The following is a 22,348-nucleotide window of genomic DNA, read 5'->3' on the forward strand; positions in this document are numbered from 1 at the left end:
TCACTCTCCTTTACCGGCTGCGGCTGCCATCATTTGCAGATATTCGTCTGCATCCTGAACCCATTGACCACCAACGCCGTAATAGCGGTGTGTAACAATATCGATGGTTGCCATAGGGTCATGCTCAAGCAGTTGGCGCAGAAAGCCTTCGAGTTCGCCAGCGCAGTGTTTCACGACAGGAAGCTTCCCCGGGTGCCGAACGACGAGAAACTGGTTTCCTTCTTCGCGAATTTCATTGCGCTCCAGCTCAGTAATCCGCTTCTCTGCGGCTTCCAGCTCATCCAGCAGCGCCAGCACGGTGGCGGGGTTGGCTGCTGCGATGAAGTCAGCGTGAGGGCTTTCCCCGTTAACAGATTCGCAGCTCGCGATGTGGTCATAGCAAACGTTGTCACCAACATCATATGCTCCGCCGTAAACACTGTTGCCTTCAGCGTGCCAATCGTCGCCATCTAACGATGTGGCTAAATTCCGTAATGCGCGTTTGTCGATGTTGCTCATTGGGCGAACTCCATTTCAGGTAACTCAGAAAGCTGTTGAAACCCTTCTTCGAGTTCGCAAAATTCTATCGAACCGGTGAATTCAGGCTCATTAAGCTTCAGGCGAACAAAATCAGCAGATGCCGGATCGAGAGTCACAGTCCACCAACCATATTCATCTCTGCTGGCACCGCTTCCGTCATACTCGACATCCGCTGACAGGCCTTTCTCTTTAAGAATTTTGTTAATTTTTCGGCGTGTGCTCATGACTGCACTCCTTTGCTCTTTACTGCGACAGGCTTGCGAGTTAACTGATTGATGTAGCGCTGAAGTTTATTCCAGATTCCAACATGCACGTTGTGGGCATCCACGCAGATGTTGTGAATTTCCACATCATTCTCACCCAGCCCGCCGACCATGCCGACCTCGATAAGCTCACTCATCTTTAAAGAGCTGACGCGCTGAGCCTTGCGCATACGATTGACTATTTTGCGATGTGTCATGACTGCACTCCTTTGCGAAGATGGTCGGCGAACTTCAGCACAAATCTTACTGTTGATTCATGCCATTCGAGTTTTTCTGTTTCTCTGGCGAACATCTCCACCCCCTGCGCCATTACATCACCCAGGAAAGCGTCGGTGGCCGGTGTATCGATTCCTTTATCGACAGCAAGCAGAACGGATTTAATAACCTCTTCCTGATTCCCAACCCATGACCATGAGACAGAGTGCCCCTGATTGTCTCCTGTCGCGTCATGCTCAATTACTGCAGTGTCGCCAAATGCGTCCGTCCACTCACTCGGGATGTCTGATGGGCGCAAGGCAGCCTTCATCCCCGCAATCTCCGCAGCCAGCGCCGCGCATTGGGCTACAGACTTGGCCAGCTTATTACGAAGGCCAACAGCACAGTCATGCGCGCCGCTGTGACCTCTCAGGAAAGAAAATCCACAATCGCAATAAAAGACATTATTTTTTTCGGTAATCACGATGTTTCTCCTTTACGCTGAGCTGCGATAGCTTTGTGCTCGTCGATGATCCCTACAACTTCGGCATGGACCAATCCTTCAAGAGAGATAACACCTGTGTCGCTTATACCCGCCAGGCTGATCAGCTCTACAAGGCGACGTGCTTTCTTAACGCTAATTTCAGGTGCTATAACGCTGCGGGTTACTTTCTTCTTACCTTTAGCAGCAGCAGAAGCTTTATCCTTCTGAAGAACCTCACCGGCCTTTTCGCCGAACTCTTTTACGCGGTCTATGGCCACATCAACTGATACCTCTCCAGCCTTAACAGCCTTTTGAACATCTTGATTTGCATTGCTAAGAGCTATGAGCTTTTCTACCCATGCCACTGACTTGTGGATTTCCTTCGCTATCTCAGCCGGAGTGAGATTGAATGGAGCGAAATCGCGAATGCCGTTAATCTGATCGATAGGGGACAATGACAGCTGACTTGCGCTCGTGAAAATTCGCGCCTTTTGCTTTAGGTCATTACCATAGAATGGCATGATGTGAATTCGATTAACTGGCTTTCCTGCGTCACGACAGCGTTGATAGGCCAGGTGACGACGATGACCCTCAACGATGTAAACTCCTCCTTCGTCACGCGGTACAACTTCAATTGGCGGAACGACGCCACCATTCATCAGGTAATCGAATAAGTCATCGTTAGCCAGGCGAGTACGCTCATCGTCTTCGCGGATGTTAAAACCTTCGCGAACATGAATATCGTCAAGGTTGATAAACATCCCGGTATCGGTACGCTTAATTACACCGGCCTTGGTCATTTGCTTGAATGAGTTAGCCATTAGAGTGCTACCTCGTTAGCCTGAGAAAATACGACAGGCTGCAGCTCACGTAATTCGCGCTGGGCTTCAAGTAGGTGCATATTTGTTCTGGTCTTCGTGTGGCGCTCCACAATGCGGTCGCATTCTTTGGCCCAGCTCGCTACATCCTGGCGAAGGGTGGCATTCTGCTCGGCCAGTTCCTTACGCTGCGCCATCGCTTCACACAGCGCGACGCTGGTAATGTCCAGGCGATTAGCAAGCTCATTCATAAGCTGTGCTGAAGCAACAGGCAGGAACTTAGCGGCGATACGCGCAGCGTCGATCAACTGCTCTCTGGTCATGCGTGGTTGTAACTCGGTGACGTTCTGTGTGTTCGTCATGGATAGTTTCTCCGTGTTATAAGCGCTCTGCACAGCGCTGATTTTTGGTTGCACGAATCCCTCGCCGGATGGCGACAAAAATTAAAGGGTTTTCGTTTTAGTAAGCACCCAACCATGGCACTTAGTGAAACGGGCGGCTGCCACCGCCAGTTAGCTTCTCCACAATTGGGAGCGCGTTCTCCTGAGGTTGATTTAACGACTGAGGCCTCTCAAGGAACCGGCTGAACGCGCTTTCAGTTGTGAAAAGGGGCGGTCGACATTAAGGACATTCACAACTGCCGACCGCCAAGACTACACACAGCATCTGGTACAGCTACTACCGTTTACCACGGTCCTAACGTGATTTGGTTGTGGTGGCCGGTGCTGAGCTCCGGCTTTGATGGTATTTGCCGCCATACTTTCAGGCGCGTCCCAAGTCTCCCATTTCCATCCATCCGGCCATTACGGGTGCGCATCAGCCTGCGCATTCACCACAACGGATAGAACACTGGCTCACAGCAGAGCGGCTCGGGGTAACTGCGCCCCTCAGTGTCCTTTCCTGTTGCATGCTCGTCTCTTCCGAGGTGTCACACCTGATCGCCACGCTGGTGAAACGTCTCTGGCTGTCGTACACAACTGGCTTGCACATTCCGGCTACCCGCTGGATCTGGAAAAAGTAATGCAAGGAATCCCCGGACCGCTGCGGCACATGTGCCATATACCGTACTGCAACTGCTGCCTGTCTTTTCACCACATCAGGCTCGGTGGTTCTCGTGTACCCCTACAGCGAGAAATCGGTTAAAATCTTCTCACCCCTACAGAGAGTGATGGATTCCGCCGATGGACAACAAGTGGTTGCAGGAGTTACTGCGTTCAATCCTGCGTGACATAGACATTAGGCGTTTAATGCATATGCTAATCATCTTCGTCATTCTCACGGTTTTTCTGCCTGACTCTGTTAAGCAGTCTGTTGGCGCTCATAATCCGGAATTCCTTCCAGCATTCAGCCTGTACTACCTGATGATCCTCTGCGTCAGCTTTTTTATTTCTTCGCTGACCAGTTTCACTACTAAATCCGTCTTAAACTCGCTTCACACACTGGCTTTACGCTTAAAAGTCAGCATGCTTTCAGTACCTGAAAAGCAGTGCCTTCTTTCTTTCATTAAGACCGGCAACCACGTTGTATACGCAAAAAATCACAATCCAGTGGTGGAGCAGCTCGTCTATAAAGGCATTCTTAGGAAGACCTATTCACTTAATTGCGGACCCGACATGGAAGGTTATGTCATAGAAGACAAATATCATTTCCATGTGTTAAGGCATCTATCTTCCAGCCTTTGAACAAAACGTTTAATCCTTTGCGATATTCGTTTACGAAAAATAGAGATAATCTTCTCCATCCTTGTTCTCTTACGCCGTTTTACGATGAGCAGCTCATCGAACGTATCAGGTAGAACCGCAAATTCCTCAGGCAACTTTTTAAGGTCACAACCGCATTCAGGGCACTTAGAGTAGAGCGGTTCAAACTTCCACGCTCTCGATAGTGCTTCCATCTCTCTATTTACGTTTGCCCTCATACTGCTTACCCACAATGTTCACTGTTGATGATTTGAATATACAAAACGTATTCATTGTGGTCAATACGATTTGTATACAAAAAATCGTGGTTAACATTATGTATTTGTTTTTTAACGAAAGAATTGTTGTAGAAAGTTGCGTATAAGACTATTTAGACGAGGAGCGAAGTATGATTCATATAACCCAGCGGGTAGCTGGGCATAGTATGATTTTTAGAGAAGTCGTAGCTTAGTTTCAACGGCAACACCAATGATTCGACAGTTTCCATTGATTGGAACAAGTGGCCATTGTGGATTTAGTCCTTTTAAATATTTTTGGCCCCCATCAATGATCAATTTTTTGAAAGTAGCTTCATTTGTATCTGATAGTTTTGCAATCACCAAGCTACCGTTTATAGGATCTCTTCCTGTATCGAACAAGACAAAGGTACCCTCAGGAATACTCAGGCCAACTGGTGCTGTCATAGAATCACCTTCAACTTCCAGCCAGAATGCCTCTCCCTGGATATGGGCATCAGACTCAAGCCACAGATCGATATCTTTCAGGGTATAAGCTTCTACAGCTTCCCCCCAGGCTCCAGCTTTGACGCTACTCAATACTGGATACTTTTTACCTGGCTTATACCTACCAACGTACTCAACATCCCCTTTGATGGTTTCATCAACTATTAAACCACCCGCACCAACAGAAAAATTTTTTTTCCCTAAAAACTCTAGGATTCGTGCGATCTCCTGCAGGCTAGGCTCACGCCGAGCATTCAACCAATGGCTTACTGCACCTTTGGTTATGCCAAGATGTTCTGCCATCTGCTCTTGAGTAATTCCCTGTGATTTCATCAGGGATTTAGCTAGGTCGTACCATTTCATCGTCATACCAAAATAATACAACCCGTATACTTTTAATCGAGTCACAAAACGTATATCTCACTTGTGAATTTAAGATACAAAATGTATATTCATATCGTTAACGGGAGAACGCAATGAACAATCTTCGAGCAATAAGAACAAAGCTGGGTATCACACAAGGGCACTTAGCAAGTGCACTTGGTGTAACAAAGGGGGCTGTTTGTCACTACGAAAACAGCAAAAGGAAAATGAACATCGATCAGTGCCGTGCAATCGTTTCTGCCCTCAATGATTTCGGTGCAGAAGTCAGTATCGATGATGTTTTCCCACCTCTGCAGTCTAGTGAAACGGCTGCATAAACATAACTACCAAAGGAAAAACAACATGGTAGAGCCGAGCCTGAAAGAAGTAGTAAAAGCGATGTGCAAATCGTATCCGGGTGGCCGTGAGGCTATGGCCGGTGCTCTTGGCATGTCTGTTACGCAATTCAACAACAACCTGTACGAGAAGAACGGCTGCCGCTTCTTCGAAGTATATGAGCTGGAGGCCATGGAAGATATTTCCAATACCTCACACCTGGCTGATTACTTCGCTCGCCGTCGTGGTGCATTGCTTGTGGACGTCCCTCAAATGGAAGACCTTGACCGCGTTGACCTGTTTGATCGTGCAATGTCTACATCCGCAGCACGCGGACGAGTCGATACCGTCATTCAGAAGGCCCTGGAAGATGGAGTAATTGAGCCACATGAAGCCGAAGAAATTAACGAGTATCACCGCCGTCACCTGGCTGCGCGTGAAGAAGAAATCCGCGCAATTGTCGCGCTTTTTAGCCGTAAGAAAAGCCAAAAGAAGTGACGCCCGCGAGTGTGCAGCTCCGGGCGTCGTGGCGTGTCGTATTCAGTGGAGAAACTAACGCATGAACAGTTTAAACCGATTAAGACCAGCGAAGCAATTCAGATGCCTTCCACTGGTGGGAAAAGATTCCCCGTTCGGCTATGTGGAGAGATTAAACGACCAGGCTGGCGTGAACAACTACCAGCCAGAGAACGCGATGGTAGAGGCTTTTGCTCAGATGAACGAGAAGGGGCGTGAAGAATGGCTGAAGTTAACCGGCGATTCAAAGACCACTACGGCGTCCCGGTCCGCGTCATCAGATGGGAGCCAGAGACTCGACGCGTTATATACCTTCGCGAAGGGTACGATCATGAGTGCTTCAGCCCTCTTGAACAATTCCAGCGTAAATTTACAGAGTTAAAGGACGACCATGAGCCTGTTGATGCCATCCCGGCCGATAGTGATTAACCCTGACCTTGCGTACAGCATTGGCCTGAACGAGGCTATTGCGTTGCAGCAGGTGAACTACTGGCTTAAAGAAACCACCTCCGGACTGGAGCGTGACGGCGTGCGCTGGATTTACAACACCAACGAGCAGTGGCTGGAGCAGTTCCCGTTCTGGTCTGAGTCTACGCTGAAGCGCACATTCACCCGCCTGAAGAACCTTGGCGTGCTCAAAGTTGAGCAGCTGAACAAGTCTCAGCGCGACATGACGAACTACTACACGATCAACTATGAAAGCGAGCTTTTAGATGAGGTCAAAGTGACCAAATCGAAGAGTTCAAAATGCACTCTTCCATCAGGTCAAAATGAACCGATGGAAGAGGTCAAAGTGGAACGCTCCATCGGGTCAAAACGAACCGCTCTCATCAGGTCAAATTGCACTGATGTTCTTACAGAGAATACAACAGAGAATACTACAGATATTAAAAACCCTATTTGTCCGGTTGCGCCGCAACCAGACGACATCGATCCGGCAATTCGTGTCTTATCCCATTTCAACGAGGTTACTGGATCGTCATACGGGAAGGGTGGGCGAAACAAAACCGTTTTGGGATACATCAGGGGGAGACTGTCAGAAGACTACAGCGCTGAAGACCTGATGCTGGTGGTGGACTATCTCACAGCAAAATGGGCTGATGATCCAAAAATGGATGATTACCTTCGCCCGAGCACTCTCTTTGGTCCAGAAAATTGCGTTGAGTATTTTGACAAGGCTCAGAAATGGCAAAAGCGCGGAAGGCCTGCGTGTGTCAAAGGGCGTTGGCAACTCGGCGGTAGCGCTGACCCAAACTTTAAGGCCAACTTCCAGAACGTTGATTACAGCGTTCCAGCCAACTCAGGTTTCCGTGTTTCCGGAGGTACTCAATGAGCTTTCTGAAAACAATTCAGTTATTCGTGGCCAATAACCCTGGACTGACGAACAAAGAGATTGCTGCAGCACTGCCGGAGTACGCATTGCACAGTGTTCAGCGTGCGGTATGCCGCCTGGTCATGCTTAACCGCGCTGAGCGCAAAGGTGTGCGTCCTAACTTCCGTTACTACGCAAAGGCACCTGTTGGTCCAATTGGGCCTATTGTCCCGCGCTATCCGGTGGAGACCAGGCCAGAGATAAAGCTGTTGAATGGCTAAAGAAACAGGGAGTGACTTTATGAAACTGGTGCTGCCGTTCCCACCGAGCGTAAACACCTACTGGCGAGCCCCCAATAAGGGGCCGTTGGCAGGACGCCATCTCATCAGTGCTGCTGGCCGCAAATATCAGAGCGCTGCTTGCGCTGCGATTATTGAACAATTACGCCGCCTGCCTAAACCAACCACAGCGCCAGCGGCGGTTGAGATCATTCTCTATCCACCAGATGCCCGCCGCCGCGATATCGACAATTACAACAAGGCGCTTTTTGATGCACTGACACATGCAGGCATCTGGGAGGATGACAGTCAGGTTAAACGAATGCTGGTGGAGTGGGCACCGCAGGTACCTGGCGGGAAGGTTGAAATAACGATCGCCAGCTATGTCGAAAATGGTAGGCAAAATAGCAATGCATTGGTACGCGCATGAGTGTTAGATTAAAAAGTGTCAGCGAAGCGGGAGTGCAGACCCGCTCGCACTACAACAAGTGGAGAAACATATGAATCAGTTATTCGTAATTGATGGCGTTTCCGTACGCCGTGATTTTGATGGTCGTTACTGCCTGAATGATTTGCATCGTGCGGCGGGAGGTGAAAAACGTCACCAGCCTTCCAACTGGTCCTGTCTTACCCAAACGCAAGAACTCATCGCTGAAATTTCGAGCGCTCCTGGAATTACAGGAGCGGCCCCGTTGGTCACCCTTACTGGTGGTGTTAACCAGGGGACATTCGTCTGCAAGGAGTTGGTTTATTCCTATGCAATGTGGATCAGCCCGAAATTTAACCTCAAAGTCATCAGAACGTTCGATGCCGTACAGAACCCTTCATCCAATGCGCCGACATCCGACAAAATTCAGGCTGGCGTGATCCTGCTTGAATCGGCGGCGAAAATGCTGAACCTCTCAAACTCTTCAAGGCTCGGTGCTTATCAAAAACTCCAGCAGGTAGCTGGTCTTCCAGATCTGATGCCGCATTACGCGATCGATGCACCTGCCGGTGCGCAGGATGGGTCCAGCCGTCCCACACAATCACTCAGCGCTCTGCTTAAAGCAAAAAACATCCGCATCACCGCCAATCAGGTTTATCACATGATGTCCCGCTTTGGGATTGTGGAACAAAAAGAGCGAAACAGTCGGTCTGGAGTGAATGGTGTTAAAAAGTTCTGGTCACTTACTGCCAAAGGCTGCATGTATGGCAAGAACATCACCAGTCCTGCGAACCCGCGAGAAACTCAGCCTCATTTCTTTGAGTCGAAGTTTGCGGAGCTTCTTAAAATAATCGACATCGTAGCCTGAGGTAACAGTGAGAGCATTACTGACACCTGAAGTTGCACCAATGTCCGGGGTGGTTCTGTTCCGCCCTGGCAATGAACTGCTCTGGCTGTTTCGTCAGGGAAGGGTTGTTATTGAGACGCCATCAGAAGCAATCCAGCATTTGCCATCAGGTCTTATTCCAGAGGCACATCAGCCACTGACAGATGATGTCAGTATGCAGGAGCTTTTCCTGAACGAGAGGGTTATTCAGCGTGCTGGCGGCCTGAGTGGACTTGATGCCTGGCTGGAACGAAAATACGAATGTCAGTGGCCACATAACGACTGGCACGCCAGAGATTTCACAATCCTGCGCCATGCACCAGGAAGTATTCGTCTTTGCTGGGGCTGTGATAATCAATTACGTGAGCAAACCACTGAAAGGCTGGCAGGAATTGCCAGACAGAACCTGGTACAATGGATACTCGAAAGGGTGAATATTGAGTTAGGTTTTAACTCTGACCACACCCTGACGCTTCCAGAGCTCTGCTGGTGGATGGTACGTAATGATCTGGCTGACCTAATCCCTGAGTCTCTGGCAAGCAAAGCACTCAGGATTAAGCCTGAATCTCACAGTTCAGTAATGCGGGAAAGTGAAATTATTCCCTCATTACCGGCGACTGAAATCCTTCAGGAGAAAGCAAAGAAGATAGTGGCGGTGAAGGTTGATCCAGAAACCCCAGAGTCTTTTATGCTGAGGCCAAAGCGCCGCCGCTGGGTTAATGAGAACTGGACACGCTGGGTAAAGTCCCAGCTTTGCGTCTGCTGTAACAAGCAGGCAGACGACCCCCACCACCTGATAGGCCACGGGCAGGGTGGAATGGGAACAAAAGCGCACGACCTGTTTGTGATACCGCTGTGCAGAGCGCATCACGATGAGTTGCACGCTGATCCTGTGGCATTTGAAGCGAAGCACGGCGACCAGTTAACGCTGTTGTTTCGGTTTTTAGATCGTTCGCTGGCAATCGGCGTACTGGCGTAAGTGGAGACGCAACATGATCAATCCTTCTGAAGTTGGCAAATCTGGCGAGATGGTTCGCCTTCGCACTCTCGAAAGCATCTGGGTACAAGGCAAGCTCCGTATGTGGGGCCGCTGGTCTTATATCGGTGGCGGCTCTGGCGGAAACATGTTCAACCAGCTGCTGGCATCGGGGAAAATCACAAAGACCGCTATCAACGATGCGCTTCGCCGCATGAAGAAATCCGGCATCACTAAACCTGAACTGGAATCTTATCTGCGTGAAATACTCGACAGCAAAAACAAAAGCGGCCTGGCGTTCTGCTCCGACGAAGAGGGCCTTAAGGTGGATGGTGTTATTGCTTCAGTCCTGATGAATGATGAATACCGTGGGTTGTATGGCGTAATCGTTGACCGTCACCGGCTGCGTAAGAGCAAACTGCAGATGGCCAACGAGCTGAATGCAAAACACCCTGACTGGACACTTATCACATGCCGACGCCGAATCGACACATGGGTAAGTTTAGCAGAATCGATCCTGTACGCTCCACTTTGTGACGCGTTTGGCACAAATAGCGACAGATTTAAGTTGCATAGTGAGCAAGAAAGTGCTTAAATTGTGGTAGGCTCGGGACAGTAAAGCGTACTGAGCAACAAATCAAAACATAAACCCGCCACTGCTGCGGGTTTTTTATTTTAAGGGCTGCCTCCGGGTGGCCTTTTTTGTTTCCCCTCGTTCTGAGAGGACTCATGGCGATGATGTATTGACCGCTAGAATGGATTAGTTGTAACTTATTATTGTGGTGAATCCTTTCTAAGCGAAAGGGCGTTCCAGTCAACTGCTATCTGCAGGTATGCGCGCGGCTTTGCTGACTGGGGTAGAGTCACCGGGAGGCACCCGGCACCATGACAACAACAATACAGTTTCAAATTCCTTGAGAGCCTGCCGTAAAAAGCAGGCCTTTTTTTATGAATTTGCAAACTGCTGCTACGCTTGAAATGTGTGTTGAAGGTAATTGCCTGATGGTTCTCCTGAACCGTTGTGAACCAGCCCGATACTGTCTCACTCAGGTCAGTTAGCAAGACTCACGACTACCTACCTTACTTACTAATAGTCACTCATTAGCCCGCCTTCAAAAGCGGGCTTTTTTTATTCCCCTCATCACTGAGAGGATTCACGGTAATAAGAGGGGGACTAGATGTCCGATCCTGTTTCTGGCACGACAGTAGCGGCTGGTGGTCTGATGGGGGCCAGCATGTTCGGCCTGGCAACCGGCATAGATTACGGTGTGGTGTTTGGCGCATTCGCTGGTGCGGTGTTCTACGTCGCTACGGCGGTTAATATCAGTCGCCTTAAGCTGGTGGGCTACTTCATCACCTCATTCATCTTTGGCGTTATCGGCGCTCCACTTCTTGGCTCTTACTTCTCCAAATGGACGGGGTATAGCGACAGGCCACTTGATGCGCTGGGCGCGGTAATCGTAGCCGCTATTGCTATTAAGCTGCTGACGTTCGTCAACAGTCAGGATTTGGGTAGCCTGTTTGGAATTCTCTCGCGTTTACGTGGTGGAGGGGCCAGCAATGGTAACAAGTGATCCGAGTGCGATGGCAAACGCAATTATCTCTGCTGTGATCGTTATTGCACTGATGTTCTACCAGCGCGGCGGGGCGAGACATCGCCCTCTGATATCGCTGATGGCTTATTTCACGGTGCTGGTATACGCCAGCGTCCCTTTCCGTTACCTGTTCGGCCTGTACCATGAATCGCACTGGTTCGTGGTGCTGGTGAACGTCCTGATATGCGCCGCCGTTCTATGGGCTCGGGGAAACGTGGCGCGCATCATTGACGTCCTGAGGCATTCACATGACCAAAGACGAAATTTTTAATGCCATCCTCGGTAAAGAGGGCGGCTACGTTAATCACCCTGACGATAAGGGCGGTCCAACGAACTGGGGGATCACACAAGCGGTAGCTCGCGCCCACGGATTCACCGGGGATATGCGAAACCTGACCCGCCAGCAGGCGCTGGATATCCTGACGGCTGACTACTGGACAGGGCCACGCTTCGACCTTGTTTCTGAGGTATCACCAGCCATCGCTGCCGAACTATGTGATACAGGCGTAAACATGGGCCCATCGGTGCAGACCAAATGGTTTCAGCGTTGGCTGAACGTGTTCAACATTCAGGGTTCGCTCTATCCCGATCTGATTGCAGATGGTTTTATTGGTCCGCGAACTATCAGCGCGTTAAAAAGCTATCTTTCCCGGCGCGGAAAAGAGGGTGAGCTGGTTATGCTTAGGGCCCTGAATTGCAGCCAGGGTCAGCGTTATCTCGAGCTTGCAGAACAGCGCAGCGCGAACGAGACGTTTGTTTACGGATGGATACGGGAACGGGTGGCCATATGACTATGGAATTGATTATTGGGCTGGCTGTTGCTGTTCTCGGTGCTATAGCTGCTGCTTTCGGCTTTGGTCATGCTTCAGGAACCACAAAAACGGAAGCGAAGTTTCAGAAGCAAAAAACCGAAGAAACAGCCGCAGCCACTGAAGCAGTAGCCCAACGCCGGGTAGAAGCAACGAAAGAGGCCAGCAATGTACAGCAGACTGTTAACCATATGCCTGATGACGATGTTGATCGCGAGCTGCGGGACAACTGGACCCGTAAGGGTTGAGGTGGTGGACACGGCTTGCGACTGGGTTAAACCCATCTACGGCACAGCGCACGACTGGGATGTACTGGACCGCCAGACGAAGAAAGACATCCTGGCGCATAACAAAGCGTGGCAGGCGAACTGCAAATTATAAATTAGCGAAGATCATCCAATGGAAAAAATGAATGTTCGAACTGATAAAGCATTAATGTCTTCGGTTGAGAACGAGGATGTTTCTCATTTAAATAAAATAAAGCGTTGCAATGAGTACCATTTTAAAGAGCCGGGTGTTACACCCGACCCGAAAAATCACTCCAGCGGTTCTACCGGATCTGTTTTTGATTGTGATGCGAATTGAATGGCCGCCAAAAGTGCAGAACGCATTTTTGCGTATTCTCTACTTTTAACCACCTCTGACATATGCTCAGTGACATTAATATTGGATGAGCAATACCCTTCCTTTGTCGGAACCGATATTTCCACTTTCATACCTTGAGCTATCAAGCCCCCCAAAATTCTCAGGGGCTCTGGTTCGATCAAAGCAGATACGCGGTTTTTGTCTACTGGTTGAAAGCAGAGTGAGGAGCCATCATAGCGGATAAGAACCCCACTCCGATCAGGCCTCATCTCTGGTCCAATATCCAGTATTCGCCATCCGCAATACCAGGTGCGGCAAACAGAAGGTCGTTCATCATAAATTGAGCATCCTCCCTGAGGTTTAAGGTGTTGGCATGGAACGTCAGCCAGCTTTTTTAACGTTGGTTGTTCAATTCGTAGCGAAGTGCAGCACACAGAGCATGAACCGCACTTTCTGTTTTTGATTAGTAATTTTTCTAAACTCATTGAGTATATCTTCCAGTTATCAGGCTTGTCGCCCTAACCATACAATAGGCGTGGTTAATATCGTTTGGAATCCTGATAAAAACACAGCTTTGTAATGTAATTTCATGGGGTATTGCCATCACCATGGGCAGACATATCGTAATGGCTTTAGCGGATAACTTAAATTATGCCCTGTAGGGGTTAAAAATGCAGGTAACTATAGACGGCGTCGTTTATGCGCCAGCTTGTGCTAATTCAGCGCGGATCGGCGTTGCCATAACGACGCACAACCGCGCTGACGTTTTGAACCGCGCCCTGACTCAGCATATGAAGTTCTTACCCGCGGGCGCGCTGGTGGTTGTTATCGATGATGGCTCAAAACCTGCCGCAGTAGTGCCTGACGGCGTGCAACTGCTTCGCCATGAAACATCACTTGGTATTGTCGCTTCGAAGAACGCCAGCTTGTCAGCCCTGATAGATGCCGGATGTGAGCATCTTTTCTTATGGGATGACGATGCTTATCCAATCGCCGATAGCTGGCACTTACCTTACATCGAATCACCCGAGCCTCATCTGGCTTATCAGTTCCTCGATCTTGCTGGGCCCAGAAAGATAAACGATATGACTATCCTGTACAGGGATGATAAGCATATCGCTTACACCGGGCAGCGTGGCGTGATGCTGTATTACCACCGCAGCGCTATCGAGAAGGTTGGTGGTTTCGATCCGGTATACGGTCGCGGCATGTACGAACACAGTGACCTCGCGCTACGTATCCATAACGCTGGACTGACTACCTGGGCTTATGCCGACGTCATCGGCTCAGAAAAGCTGATTCATTCTCTCGATGAGCATGAAGCGGTGGAACGTTCAGTACCGAGGCCCGACCGCCAGGCGCTGGTGGAACGTAATGTGAAGATCCACAACGAACGACGTGATACCGGCTTTACCGGTTACGTTGAATATCGGCGTCAGCGCGACGTGGTTATCACAACGCTGCTAACCAGTCAGCCTGACCCGCAGCGCGGTACGAAAATGACGGCCTCGCCTGACATGCTGGATAAATGGGCGGCCTCGCTCCGGCAGTGTGGACGTATCGCGCTGGTGGATGAACTGCAGGCGGCCCCGGCAGACGTTGAGCTTTACCGCGTTCCTGACGTCAAAATGAATGTCTACTTCCGGCGATGGCTGCATATCTGGCAGCACCTGCGCGATCATCCTGAATACCGGTTCGTCTGGTGTACCGATGGAACTGATGTCGAAATGCTCCGCGAACCATGGTCAGAAATGGAGCCCGGCAAAATTTACGTTGGCTCTGAGCCAAAGACGTATGCAGACACTTGGGCGAAACAGAATCATCCGGAGCGCATTTATCAGGAGTTCATTGAAGAGCACCGCAACGATGTGATGCTTAACGCTGGTCTGCTGGGTGGCACCCGCGCTGATGTTATGGCATTCGCTCACGGCATCATCCGTCTTTACTACCGGATCGAGAGTTATCGTTTCTGGAAGAAAGAACAGGCTGGCGCTGCGGTGGGGGATATGATTGCTTTTGGCATTGTCGCTAAGTCTTTTGGCGATCGCATTGTCACCGGCCCGCGCATCCACACTATTTTTAAGTCCGATGGTGTCGGTAAAGAGTACGCTTTCTGGCGCCATAAATAACAGGAGTTCTTATGATTTCATATGAGGTTGAGTTTCCGACTCAAAAATCGTTTAGCTTAAAAATAAACGGTTACTCTTCAGCGGAGGGACTGGACTGTACAACGGTTGATGCTATTGGCGGTGACGTCAAAGTACAACTCGATAAGAAGACAATGCTGACTGTACCTTACCGTGAAGATATTTCGTCAGACTTTACTCTTGAAGGTTACAAGCAGCGCGCTGAAACTCACGCGATAACTGTAATCGATCAGATTGTGAATGCGGCTCAGCACCGAGCCGCTGACGATTTAATTCAGGAAGTTACGAACGCGGTTGCTTCTTCTGAATTATTTTCTCAACTCTCTTAATCGCTTCGTGAGCATCTGGGGCAGATGAAATTTCAGGCGGTGTAACCTCCTTCAGTACATCCATCAGAACGTCCCCAACATTCTGTTTTGGTGACAGCTTGTTAACAGCTTCAATAATCAAAGAAAAAACCAGTTTATTGGTGGCTTTTTCAATCTTTAATTCACGTTGCAAATCTGCAACTGCTTTTTCCAGTTCTGACATGGAACCCATGGGTATTTTCCTTTTCGGAGGTAATCAGCCATCCCCCCGCGACAGAGTGCGCCAGTGTCCCACCACTGACGGGCTGAATGCTTACCTTAACCAGGGTTAAAGAGAAGCAACACCCTGATATTCAGACAGTAGCCGCCATCGTGCGGCTTTTTTTATTGGAGATTCGCTGGTGGCTGAAGAGATTAAGTTTGTGGTGGTCGGTCATCACGCCAGACGGCAGCAGGCTGAGGCGCTGGCCTCGGCTTTAGGCGCACATTTGCTGATTGATGACGGTAACCACGGCGCTAACTGGAATCATCGCCGTGCGCTTGAATGGGCAGCCTGTCAACCCTGCCGGGTAGTGGTGCTGGAAGACGACGCGTTGCCGGTACTCGGATTCAGCAAAAAGGTTAGTGACTGGCTGGTGCGTTTCCCTGATGACATGCTGAGCTTTTACCTCGGTACCGGGCGGCCTCCACAGTATCAGATGCAGATTGCTGAGCGGCTAATCGTGGCTGATAAGACCCGCGCTGATTACATCACGTTGCAACGGCTGTTACATGGCGTCTGCTATAGCGTGCCGACTCAGCATATTGAGCGCGTGTTGTCTCGATGGGACAGTAGCAAACCTGCTGATTATGCCGTGGGCGATGCTTATGGTGGCATTGTCGTCTATCCCTGCTGGTCGCTGGTGGATCATGCGGATGGTGAACCGGTAGAGCGTCACCCTGACTCAGCGCCACGCACAGAACGCCGCAGGGCGTGGAGGTTAGCCTGATGCCTGCGTTAATACCGAGGGCATGCCGCAAGCGTGGCTGTCCTGGCACAACCACAGATCGCTCGGGCTATTGTCCAAAGCACCTTAACGAAGGCTGGCAGCAGCATCAGCGAGGACAGAGCAGGCATCAGCGAGGTTATGGCAGCAAGTGGGACAGGCTGCGCCCAATCGTTCTCGACAGAGATAAACACCTTTGTCAGGAATGCCTGCGAAATGGAAGGTATACACCCGCTGAGACGGTGGACCACATCATCGCCAAAGCAAATGGGGGTACCGATGACCTGTCCAACCTCGAAAGCCTCTGCAAGCCCTGCCACAGAGCGAAGACAGCGGTCGAGAGACTCAAATGACATCATTTCTCATTTGAAATGAGAAAGGGGGAGGGTGGGTAAAAACCTCAGGGGAATCACCCCAAAGGACCGCCGCCCAACCTCTTTTCACATCGCCGCAGGTTAGAAAACTTTTTTTAGGGGTACCCCACTCGATGATTAATAGGAGTTTTCGATTATGTCTGGACCACCGAAAACCCCGACCCATCTACGTTTGGTGAGAGGTAACCCATCAAAACGCCCGATCAATGAGAACGAACCAAAACCCCCTTCAGGGGTACCCCCAACGCCGAAGCATTTCGACAAGCAGGGGAAATACTGGTTCAAGCGTATGGCTGAAGAGCTTGATGCTATCGGTGTGATGTCTCAGCTGGACGCCAGAGCCCTTGAGCTGCTGGTTGAGGCTTATACCGAATACCGGCATCACTGCGACACGCTTGAAGTTGAGGGCTACACCTACCGGACCGAAACGCAGAGCGGGGATGTGCTGATAAAGGCTCACCCGGCGGCCATCATGAAAGCTGATGCCTGGAAACGTCTGCGCGCCATGCTCGGTGAGTTTGGCATGACGCCAGCCAGCCGTTCTAAGGTTAATGCCAAAGGTCCTGATGCGGTTGATCCGCTGACCGAATTTATGAATGCGAGGGATTAATGGCTAAGGTTGCAGAAGGCATCCGCTACGCCGAGAGGGTGGTGGCTGGGGAAATTATTGCCTGTGAGTATGTGCGCCTTGCCTGCCAGCGTTTTCTTGACGATCTGGCACATGGCGAAGAGCGCGGTATTTTCTTCAGTGAGCCGCGCGCGCAGCACATCCTGAATTTCTATAATTTTGTGCCTCACGTAAAAGGCGCGCTGGCAGGCCAGCCTATCGAGCTGATGGACTGGCATGTTTTTATCCTGATTAATATTTTTGGTTTTGTTATCCCACTGGTTAACGAAGAAACGGGAGAAATCGTTCTGCGTAAGGACGGCAGCGGTCGGCCGGTGATGGTTCGGCGTTTCCGTACAGCAGATGTTGAGGTGGCCCGTAAAAATGCCAAATCAACGCTTTGCTCCGGCGTAGGGCTGTATATGGCTGGTGCCGACGGCGAGGGCGGGGCGGAGGTTTATTCCGCTGCTACAACCCGTGACCAGGCGAGAATTGTTTTTGAAGACGCGAAAAATATGGTCAAGAAGGCGAAAGCCACTCTTGGGCGGATCTTTGAATTCAACAAGCTCGCTATCTACCAGGAGCAAACGGCCTCCAAATTCGAGCCATTATCATCAGATGCAAACAACCTCGACGGCCTGAACATCCACTGCGCCATCGTTGACGAGCTGCACGCTCACAAAACCCGTGACGTCTGGGACGTTCTGGAGACGGCCACCGGCGCGCGCCTGCAATCGCTGCTTTTCGGTATCACCACCGCTGGTTTCAACAAAGAAGGTATCTGTTACGAATTGCGTGATTACGCCATCAAGGTTCTGCGCGGGCTGGTAAAAGACGATACGTTTTTTGCCATCATCTACACCTTAGATGAAGGTGACGATCCCTTTGATGAAAAAGTCTGGCAGAAGGCGAATCCGGGGCTGGGTATCTGTAAGCGCTGGGATGATCTGCGCCGCCTGGCTAAAAAGGCGAAAGAGCAGGTTTCGGCCAGGATTAACTTTTTCACCAAGCACATGAATATCTGGGTTACCGCTGAGTCGGCCTGGATGGACATGATGAAATGGGAGAAATGCGAATTTATCGCCCCGCAGCACGAACTTAAAACCTATCCCTCCTGGGTAGGCGTTGACCTCTCAAACAAAATTGATATCTGTGCGGCCGCTAAAGTCTGGCGCGCGCCAGGTGGCCACGTTCATGCGGATTTTAAATTCTGGCTGCCGGAAGGACGCCTTGAGAAATGTTCACGTCAGATGGCAGAGCTCTATCGTAAGTGGGCCGAGATGGACAAACTAATCCTTACCGACGGGGATGTAATCGACCATGCCCAGATTAAGGAAGAGCTGCAGACGTGGGTTGCTGGTGAGAGCCTGAAAGAAATCGGCTTTGATCCGTGGAGTGCAACGCAGTTCAGCCTTTCGCTGGCAGAGGAAGGGTTGCCGCTGGTGGAAGTGCCGCAGACGGTTCGCAATTTCTCTGAGGCGATGAAAGAGGTCGAAGCACTGGTATACGGTGGACGCTTTCATCACAGCGATCACCCGGTGATGAACTGGATGATGTCCAACGTAACCGTCAAACCTGACCGGAACGAGAACATTTTTCCTAACAAGTCCACACCGGAGGCCAAGATTGATGGCCCGGCGGCATTGTTCACAGCAATGAGCCGTGTTCTGGTTAACGGTGGCAACGACCAGCAGGATCTCTCCGGATTCTTCAATAATCCCATCATGGTAGGTTTCTGATGAAAAAAAACAAACGGCCAGGCAGGGTTAAAAGTGCTCTGCTTAACTGGCTTGGTGTGCCTATCAGCCTGACTACCGGCACGTTCTGGGAGGAATGGTTTGGTACCAGCAGCAGCGGAAAGGTGGTAACGGCCGATAAAGCCATCCAGCTATCGGCTGTATGGGCATGCGTAAGGCTGTTAAGCGAGTCTATTTCAACCCTTCCGCTGAAAATATACGTTCGACAGCCTGACGGTTCGCGTAAAGCGGCAACCGACCACCCGGCTTATTCTGTACTGTGTCGCCGTCCCAATTCAGAAATGACTCCATCACGCTTTATGCTGATGGTGGTTGCCAGTATTTGCCTGCGCGGGAACGCCTTCATTGAGAAGAAATTCATCGCAAATCGCCTGGTTTCGCTGGTGCCTTTGCTGCCGCAGAACATGGTAGTTAAACGTCTTACTACCGGGGCGCTGGAATACAAATACACTGAAAACGGTAACGAGCGCGTCATTCCCGTCAAAAACATCATGCACATTCGCGGGTTCGGTCTGGATGGCGTTTGCGGCATGATGCCGATGAAAACGGGCCGGGATGTGATCGGTGCCGCGATGGCTGTTGAAGAATCTGCGGCAAAGATTTTTGAACAGGGGCTTCAGAGTTCAGGTTTTCTCTCCGCTGAAAATGCTCTCAGTGATGAACAACGTGAAAGGCTTCGCGGCTACATGGCTGCATTTACCGGCTCTAAAAATGCCGGAAAGATTATGGTACTTGAAGGCGGGTTAAAGTATCAGGGCGTCACCATGAACCCTGAAGATGCCCAGATGCTGGAAAGCCGTTCTTTCAGTATTGAGGAAATTTGTCGCTGGTTTCGCGTGCCTCCTTTCATGGTCGGTCATACCACGAAACAAAGCAGCTGGGCATCCAGTCTTGAGGGGATGAACCTGCAGTTCCTGACGCATACCCTTCGACCGCTGCTGGTAAATATTGAGCAGGAAATTGGCCGGTGCTTACTCGACAGCGATGATGACGTGTTTGCAGAGTTCTCCGTTGAAGGTCTACTGCGAGCCGATAGTGCCGGTCGCGCTGCATACTATACCAGCGCGCTTCAGAATGGCTGGATGTCCAGAAATGATGTTCGCCGTCTGGAGAACATGCCACCGATTGAAGGGGGCGACATTTACACCGTTCAGCTCAACCTGACACAACTGAAGAACCTTGAGAACAGTAATCCTGCCGTTCAGGCACTGGCGATCAGGGAGCTTCACAATCACGTATTCCCCGACATTCCATATGAGCAATCGCCTCTAAAGCAGGCCGCTTAGGAGCATAACCCACATGACAAAAAAACAACTTCCGGCTGCACCGGCGGGTCGTCCCTGCGCGCGTGTCACCTGTGAAACTTTACCGTCTGCACTGGATCGCTGGGACGGTGGGATCAAAGCTGCGGCCACCGACGATAACAGCATTTCTGTTTTTGATGTTATCGGGCAGGACTACTGGGGCGAAGGGGTAACAGCTAAACGTATTGCCGGTGCGCTTCGGGCGATGAACGGTGCCGACGTCACGGTGAATATCAACTCACCGGGCGGCGACATGTTCGAAGGTCTGGCTATTTATAACCTGCTCCGCGAATACGAAGGCCGTGTAACGGTGAAGGTGCTGGGCATTGCCGCCAGCGCCGCCTCGATAATTGCGATGGCCGGGGATGATATTCAGATTGGCCGCGGTGCCTTCCTGATGATCCACAACTGCTGGGTATACGCGATGGGAAATCGCCATGACTTTGCGGAACTGGCACAGTCGCTGGAGCCCTTCGATACCGCTATGGCTGATATCTACGCGGCGCGCTCCGGCCTTGATATGGCCGCCGTGCAGAAGCTGATGGACGCGGAAAGCTATATCGGTGGCAGTGATGCTGTGGCGAAGGGACTGGCAGACAGCCTGCTTTCTGCTGATGCGGTCAGCGACGGCGACGAATCGCCTGCAGCCGCGCTTCGCAAACTTGATGCATTGCTGGCCAAGACCAACACCCCGCGCTCTGAGCGCAGAAAACTCATTAAAGCCTTATCCGGTGGCATGCCTGGCGCTGTCACCACCAACGACGGTACGCCGGGCGCTGCCGAAGACATCAAACCTGAAACCATCAATTCACTTGAAAGCGCCCTGGCGGCGTTAGTCAAATAAGGACCCTTTATGTCTGAAGTAAACGATATTCTGAAAAAAGTCACTGCCAGCATTGAAGATGCAACCAGCAAATTCAACGCGAAAGCAGAAGAGGCACTGACCGAAGCGAAAAAGAATGGTCAGCTCTCAGCTCAGACCAAAGATGTTGTAGATAAAATGGCGACAGAGCTCAATGCTCTTAAGGAAGCTGAAAAAACCCTTAAGGCCAGCCTTGGTGAGCTGGAACAGCATGTTGCCCAAATGCCATTGAACAACGCTGCTAAAGTTACCGAAACTGTTGGACAGGTGGTGATTAATAGCGAGGCGTTGAAGGCCTTTGCCGCGAGCGTTGAAGGCAATAAGCGCGTAAGCGTCCCAGTTCACGCGGCCTTGCTTTCTACAGATGTTGCAGATGGCGTGGTTGAACCACAGCGACTGCCTGGCATCGACACTGCACCAAAACAGCGTCTCTTCATTCGTGATCTGATTGCGCCTGGCCGCACATCTTCACCGGCTATTTTCTGGGTGCAGCAAACGGGCTTTACCAATGCAGCGAAAGTCGTTGCAGAGGGGACTGCCAAACCTTACAGCGATATTGAATTCGCGACTAAAATCACGCCGGTGACAACCATCGCGCACATGTTTAAGGCATCCAAGCAGATCCTTGACGATTTCGCTCAACTCCAGTCTACGGTTGACGCTGAGATGCGTTACGGCCTGAAATATGTTGAGGAACAGGAAATCTTGTTCGGCGACGGAACTGGTGTGCACCTGCACGGCATCGTTCCTCAGGCCTCAGCATTCGACCCGGCATTTTCTGTTGAGAGCCAGAACGGGATTGATGATCTGCGCCTGGCAATGCTTCAGGCTCAACTGGCTCGTTTCCCTGCATCTGGCCACGTTCTGCACTTCATCGACTGGGCGAAAATTGAGCTCACGAAAGACAGTCTGGGCCGCTATATCCTGGCTAACCCGGCATCTCTGACTGGCCCTACGCTTTGGGGGCTTCCGGTGGTAGCAACTGAGGCAGCAGCTTTCCAGGGCAAATTCCTGACAGGCGCATTCAATGCCGCAGCTCAACTGTTCGATCGTGAAGATGCCAACGTGGTTATCTCCACCGAAAACGCCGACGACTTCGAGAAAAACATGATCTCCATTCGCTGCGAAGAACGTCTGGCGCTGGCTGTGAAACGCCCTGAGGCGTTCGTGTACGGTTCATTCAGCACCGGCGCGGGTAGCTGATAACTATTGCGGCCTT

The 22,348-nt window shown here is 50.8% G+C and carries 33 protein-coding genes; 24 read left to right on the forward strand and 9 right to left on the reverse strand.

The annotated features are described in order from the left end of the window. From ACQG19_RS09610 to ACQG19_RS09635, 6 genes are read right to left on the reverse strand one after another with little or no spacing between them, the layout of a single operon-like run. Window positions 1–498 carry an ead/Ea22-like family protein gene (locus tag ACQG19_RS09610; RefSeq protein WP_426725870.1) on the reverse strand — a complete coding sequence of 166 codons (498 nt, stop codon included), beginning with the start codon at window positions 496–498 and terminating at the stop codon, window positions 1–3. Next, window positions 495–743, reverse strand: coding sequence for a hypothetical protein (locus ACQG19_RS09615; RefSeq protein ID WP_426725871.1), 249 nt, complete (start codon window positions 741–743; stop codon window positions 495–497). Before ACQG19_RS09615 ends, ACQG19_RS09610 begins: the two co-directional genes overlap by 4 nt. Beyond that, on the reverse strand, window positions 740–979 hold the full coding sequence (locus ACQG19_RS09620; protein WP_129318003.1) for a hypothetical protein: 240 nt from the start codon (window positions 977–979) through the stop codon (window positions 740–742). Before ACQG19_RS09620 ends, ACQG19_RS09615 begins: the two co-directional genes overlap by 4 nt. Further along, window positions 976–1,461 (reverse strand): hypothetical protein, encoded by a 486-nt coding sequence (locus ACQG19_RS09625; RefSeq protein ID WP_426725872.1) that lies wholly within the window; start codon window positions 1,459–1,461, stop codon window positions 976–978. Before ACQG19_RS09625 ends, ACQG19_RS09620 begins: the two co-directional genes overlap by 4 nt. Further along, window positions 1,458–2,282 carry a ParB N-terminal domain-containing protein gene (locus tag ACQG19_RS09630; RefSeq protein ID WP_426725873.1) on the reverse strand — a complete coding sequence of 275 codons (825 nt, stop codon included), beginning with the start codon at window positions 2,280–2,282 and terminating at the stop codon, window positions 1,458–1,460. The genes ACQG19_RS09625 and ACQG19_RS09630 overlap by 4 nt, the downstream gene beginning before the upstream one ends. Then, window positions 2,282–2,641 (reverse strand): hypothetical protein, encoded by a 360-nt coding sequence (locus tag ACQG19_RS09635; protein WP_426725874.1) that lies wholly within the window; start codon window positions 2,639–2,641, stop codon window positions 2,282–2,284. The genes ACQG19_RS09630 and ACQG19_RS09635 overlap by 1 nt, the downstream gene beginning before the upstream one ends. 819 nt (window positions 2,642–3,460) lie before the next feature. Between ACQG19_RS09635 and ACQG19_RS09640 the strand changes: the two genes are divergently transcribed. Then, window positions 3,461–3,961 carry a super-infection exclusion protein B gene (locus ACQG19_RS09640; RefSeq protein ID WP_229059827.1) on the forward strand — a complete coding sequence of 167 codons (501 nt, stop codon included), beginning with the start codon at window positions 3,461–3,463 and terminating at the stop codon, window positions 3,959–3,961. Window positions 3,962–4,410: 449 nt separating this feature from the next. Here ACQG19_RS09640 and ACQG19_RS09645 read toward each other — a convergent pair whose 3' ends face one another. Continuing rightward, the gene (locus tag ACQG19_RS09645; protein ID WP_063929028.1) at window positions 4,411–5,070 is read right to left on the reverse strand and encodes a LexA family protein; all 660 of its coding nucleotides are present in this window, start codon (window positions 5,068–5,070) and stop codon (window positions 4,411–4,413) included. Window positions 5,071–5,177: 107 nt separating this feature from the next. On the opposite strand from ACQG19_RS09645, the gene ACQG19_RS09650 reads away from it, so the two are divergent. From ACQG19_RS09650 to ACQG19_RS09715, 14 genes are all read left to right on the forward strand, one after another. Further along, complete coding sequence (locus ACQG19_RS09650) at window positions 5,178–5,402, forward strand: helix-turn-helix transcriptional regulator (protein ID WP_074169863.1); 225 nt, start codon at window positions 5,178–5,180, stop codon at window positions 5,400–5,402. 25 nt (window positions 5,403–5,427) lie between these two features. Further along, window positions 5,428–5,898 (forward strand): YmfL family putative regulatory protein, encoded by a 471-nt coding sequence (locus tag ACQG19_RS09655; protein ID WP_350389347.1) that lies wholly within the window; start codon window positions 5,428–5,430, stop codon window positions 5,896–5,898. Window positions 5,899–6,138: 240 nt separating this feature from the next. Next, on the forward strand, window positions 6,139–6,345 hold the full coding sequence (locus ACQG19_RS09660; RefSeq protein WP_071785215.1) for a DUF4222 domain-containing protein: 207 nt from the start codon (window positions 6,139–6,141) through the stop codon (window positions 6,343–6,345). Then, window positions 6,308–7,249 (forward strand): conserved phage C-terminal domain-containing protein, encoded by a 942-nt coding sequence (locus tag ACQG19_RS09665; protein ID WP_063154055.1) that lies wholly within the window; start codon window positions 6,308–6,310, stop codon window positions 7,247–7,249. Before ACQG19_RS09660 ends, ACQG19_RS09665 begins: the two co-directional genes overlap by 38 nt. After that, a complete protein-coding gene (locus tag ACQG19_RS09670) occupies window positions 7,246–7,509 on the forward strand; it encodes a hypothetical protein (RefSeq protein ID WP_350389344.1) in 264 nt (87 codons plus the stop codon). The genes ACQG19_RS09665 and ACQG19_RS09670 overlap by 4 nt, the downstream gene beginning before the upstream one ends. Window positions 7,510–7,528: 19 nt before the next feature. After that, entirely contained in the window at window positions 7,529–7,936 is a 408-nt protein-coding gene (locus ACQG19_RS09675; RefSeq protein ID WP_025760115.1) for a RusA family crossover junction endodeoxyribonuclease, read from the forward strand. Between the two features lie 70 nt (window positions 7,937–8,006). Then, the gene (locus ACQG19_RS09680; RefSeq protein ID WP_045357679.1) at window positions 8,007–8,801 is read left to right on the forward strand and encodes a KilA-N domain-containing protein; all 795 of its coding nucleotides are present in this window, start codon (window positions 8,007–8,009) and stop codon (window positions 8,799–8,801) included. 7 nt (window positions 8,802–8,808) lie between these two features. Beyond that, window positions 8,809–9,798: a DUF968 domain-containing protein gene (locus ACQG19_RS09685; RefSeq protein ID WP_045357677.1), complete on the forward strand. Its 990-nt coding sequence runs from the start codon at window positions 8,809–8,811 to the stop codon at window positions 9,796–9,798. A 13-nt stretch (window positions 9,799–9,811) separates the two neighbouring features. After that, the gene (locus ACQG19_RS09690) at window positions 9,812–10,390 is read left to right on the forward strand and encodes a DUF1133 family protein (protein ID WP_045357675.1); all 579 of its coding nucleotides are present in this window, start codon (window positions 9,812–9,814) and stop codon (window positions 10,388–10,390) included. Between the two features lie 583 nt (window positions 10,391–10,973). After that, on the forward strand, window positions 10,974–11,369 hold the full coding sequence (locus ACQG19_RS09695) for a phage holin family protein (protein WP_022648767.1): 396 nt from the start codon (window positions 10,974–10,976) through the stop codon (window positions 11,367–11,369). Further along, entirely contained in the window at window positions 11,356–11,661 is a 306-nt protein-coding gene (locus tag ACQG19_RS09700; protein ID WP_049110993.1) for a phage holin family protein, read from the forward strand. Before ACQG19_RS09695 ends, ACQG19_RS09700 begins: the two co-directional genes overlap by 14 nt. Further along, window positions 11,639–12,181, forward strand: coding sequence for a glycoside hydrolase family 108 protein (locus tag ACQG19_RS09705; protein WP_350389343.1), 543 nt, complete (start codon window positions 11,639–11,641; stop codon window positions 12,179–12,181). The genes ACQG19_RS09700 and ACQG19_RS09705 overlap by 23 nt, the downstream gene beginning before the upstream one ends. Next, a complete protein-coding gene (locus ACQG19_RS09710; RefSeq protein WP_350389342.1) occupies window positions 12,178–12,447 on the forward strand; it encodes a hypothetical protein in 270 nt (89 codons plus the stop codon). Before ACQG19_RS09705 ends, ACQG19_RS09710 begins: the two co-directional genes overlap by 4 nt. Window position 12,448: 1 nt before the next feature. Further along, the gene (locus ACQG19_RS09715) at window positions 12,449–12,580 is read left to right on the forward strand and encodes a hypothetical protein (protein ID WP_350415379.1); all 132 of its coding nucleotides are present in this window, start codon (window positions 12,449–12,451) and stop codon (window positions 12,578–12,580) included. 155 nt (window positions 12,581–12,735) lie between these two features. Here the strand turns inward: ACQG19_RS09715 and ACQG19_RS09720 are convergent, their stop codons facing one another. Further along, on the reverse strand, window positions 12,736–13,269 hold the full coding sequence (locus ACQG19_RS09720; protein WP_350362610.1) for a YkgJ family cysteine cluster protein: 534 nt from the start codon (window positions 13,267–13,269) through the stop codon (window positions 12,736–12,738). Between the two features lie 186 nt (window positions 13,270–13,455). Here ACQG19_RS09720 and ACQG19_RS09725 point away from each other — a divergent pair, with 186 nt between their 5' ends. After that, on the forward strand, window positions 13,456–14,913 hold the full coding sequence (locus tag ACQG19_RS09725; protein ID WP_350389340.1) for a glycosyltransferase family 2 protein: 1,458 nt from the start codon (window positions 13,456–13,458) through the stop codon (window positions 14,911–14,913). An 11-nt stretch (window positions 14,914–14,924) separates the two neighbouring features. After that, window positions 14,925–15,260, forward strand: a complete 336-nt coding sequence (locus tag ACQG19_RS09730) for a hypothetical protein (protein ID WP_259387622.1) — start codon at window positions 14,925–14,927, stop codon at window positions 15,258–15,260. Here ACQG19_RS09730 and ACQG19_RS09735 read toward each other — a convergent pair. Further along, the gene (locus ACQG19_RS09735; RefSeq protein ID WP_040117529.1) at window positions 15,214–15,471 is read right to left on the reverse strand and encodes a hypothetical protein; all 258 of its coding nucleotides are present in this window, start codon (window positions 15,469–15,471) and stop codon (window positions 15,214–15,216) included. The genes ACQG19_RS09730 and ACQG19_RS09735 overlap by 47 nt on opposite strands. 166 nt (window positions 15,472–15,637) lie before the next feature. Between ACQG19_RS09735 and ACQG19_RS09740 the strand changes: the two genes are divergently transcribed. The 7 genes from ACQG19_RS09740 to ACQG19_RS09770 all read left to right on the forward strand — a co-directional run bounded on the left by ACQG19_RS09740 (window position 15,638) and on the right by ACQG19_RS09770 (window position 22,332). Next, window positions 15,638–16,228: a hypothetical protein gene (locus ACQG19_RS09740; RefSeq protein WP_369706447.1), complete on the forward strand. Its 591-nt coding sequence runs from the start codon at window positions 15,638–15,640 to the stop codon at window positions 16,226–16,228. Further along, window positions 16,228–16,578: an HNH endonuclease gene (locus tag ACQG19_RS09745; protein WP_072204670.1), complete on the forward strand. Its 351-nt coding sequence runs from the start codon at window positions 16,228–16,230 to the stop codon at window positions 16,576–16,578. Before ACQG19_RS09740 ends, ACQG19_RS09745 begins: the two co-directional genes overlap by 1 nt. A gap of 157 nt (window positions 16,579–16,735) precedes the next feature. Continuing rightward, the gene (locus ACQG19_RS09750; RefSeq protein WP_369706408.1) at window positions 16,736–17,209 is read left to right on the forward strand and encodes a phage terminase small subunit P27 family; all 474 of its coding nucleotides are present in this window, start codon (window positions 16,736–16,738) and stop codon (window positions 17,207–17,209) included. Beyond that, window positions 17,209–18,945: a terminase large subunit gene (locus ACQG19_RS09755; protein ID WP_337254914.1), complete on the forward strand. Its 1,737-nt coding sequence runs from the start codon at window positions 17,209–17,211 to the stop codon at window positions 18,943–18,945. The genes ACQG19_RS09750 and ACQG19_RS09755 overlap by 1 nt, the downstream gene beginning before the upstream one ends. Continuing rightward, complete coding sequence (locus ACQG19_RS09760) at window positions 18,945–20,249, forward strand: phage portal protein (RefSeq protein WP_058679253.1); 1,305 nt, start codon at window positions 18,945–18,947, stop codon at window positions 20,247–20,249. The genes ACQG19_RS09755 and ACQG19_RS09760 overlap by 1 nt, the downstream gene beginning before the upstream one ends. Before the next feature lie 13 nt (window positions 20,250–20,262). Next, window positions 20,263–21,111, forward strand: a complete 849-nt coding sequence (locus ACQG19_RS09765; protein WP_083020801.1) for a head maturation protease, ClpP-related — start codon at window positions 20,263–20,265, stop codon at window positions 21,109–21,111. Between the two features lie 9 nt (window positions 21,112–21,120). Next, entirely contained in the window at window positions 21,121–22,332 is a 1,212-nt protein-coding gene (locus ACQG19_RS09770; protein WP_369706409.1) for a phage major capsid protein, read from the forward strand. Window positions 22,333–22,348 lie beyond the last annotated feature (16 nt).

Origin of the sequence: Enterobacter cloacae complex sp. 277I4 (assembly GCF_050031465.1) — a bacterium.
In the GTDB taxonomy this organism is placed as follows: Bacteria; Pseudomonadota; Gammaproteobacteria; order Enterobacterales; family Enterobacteriaceae; genus Enterobacter; species Enterobacter cloacae.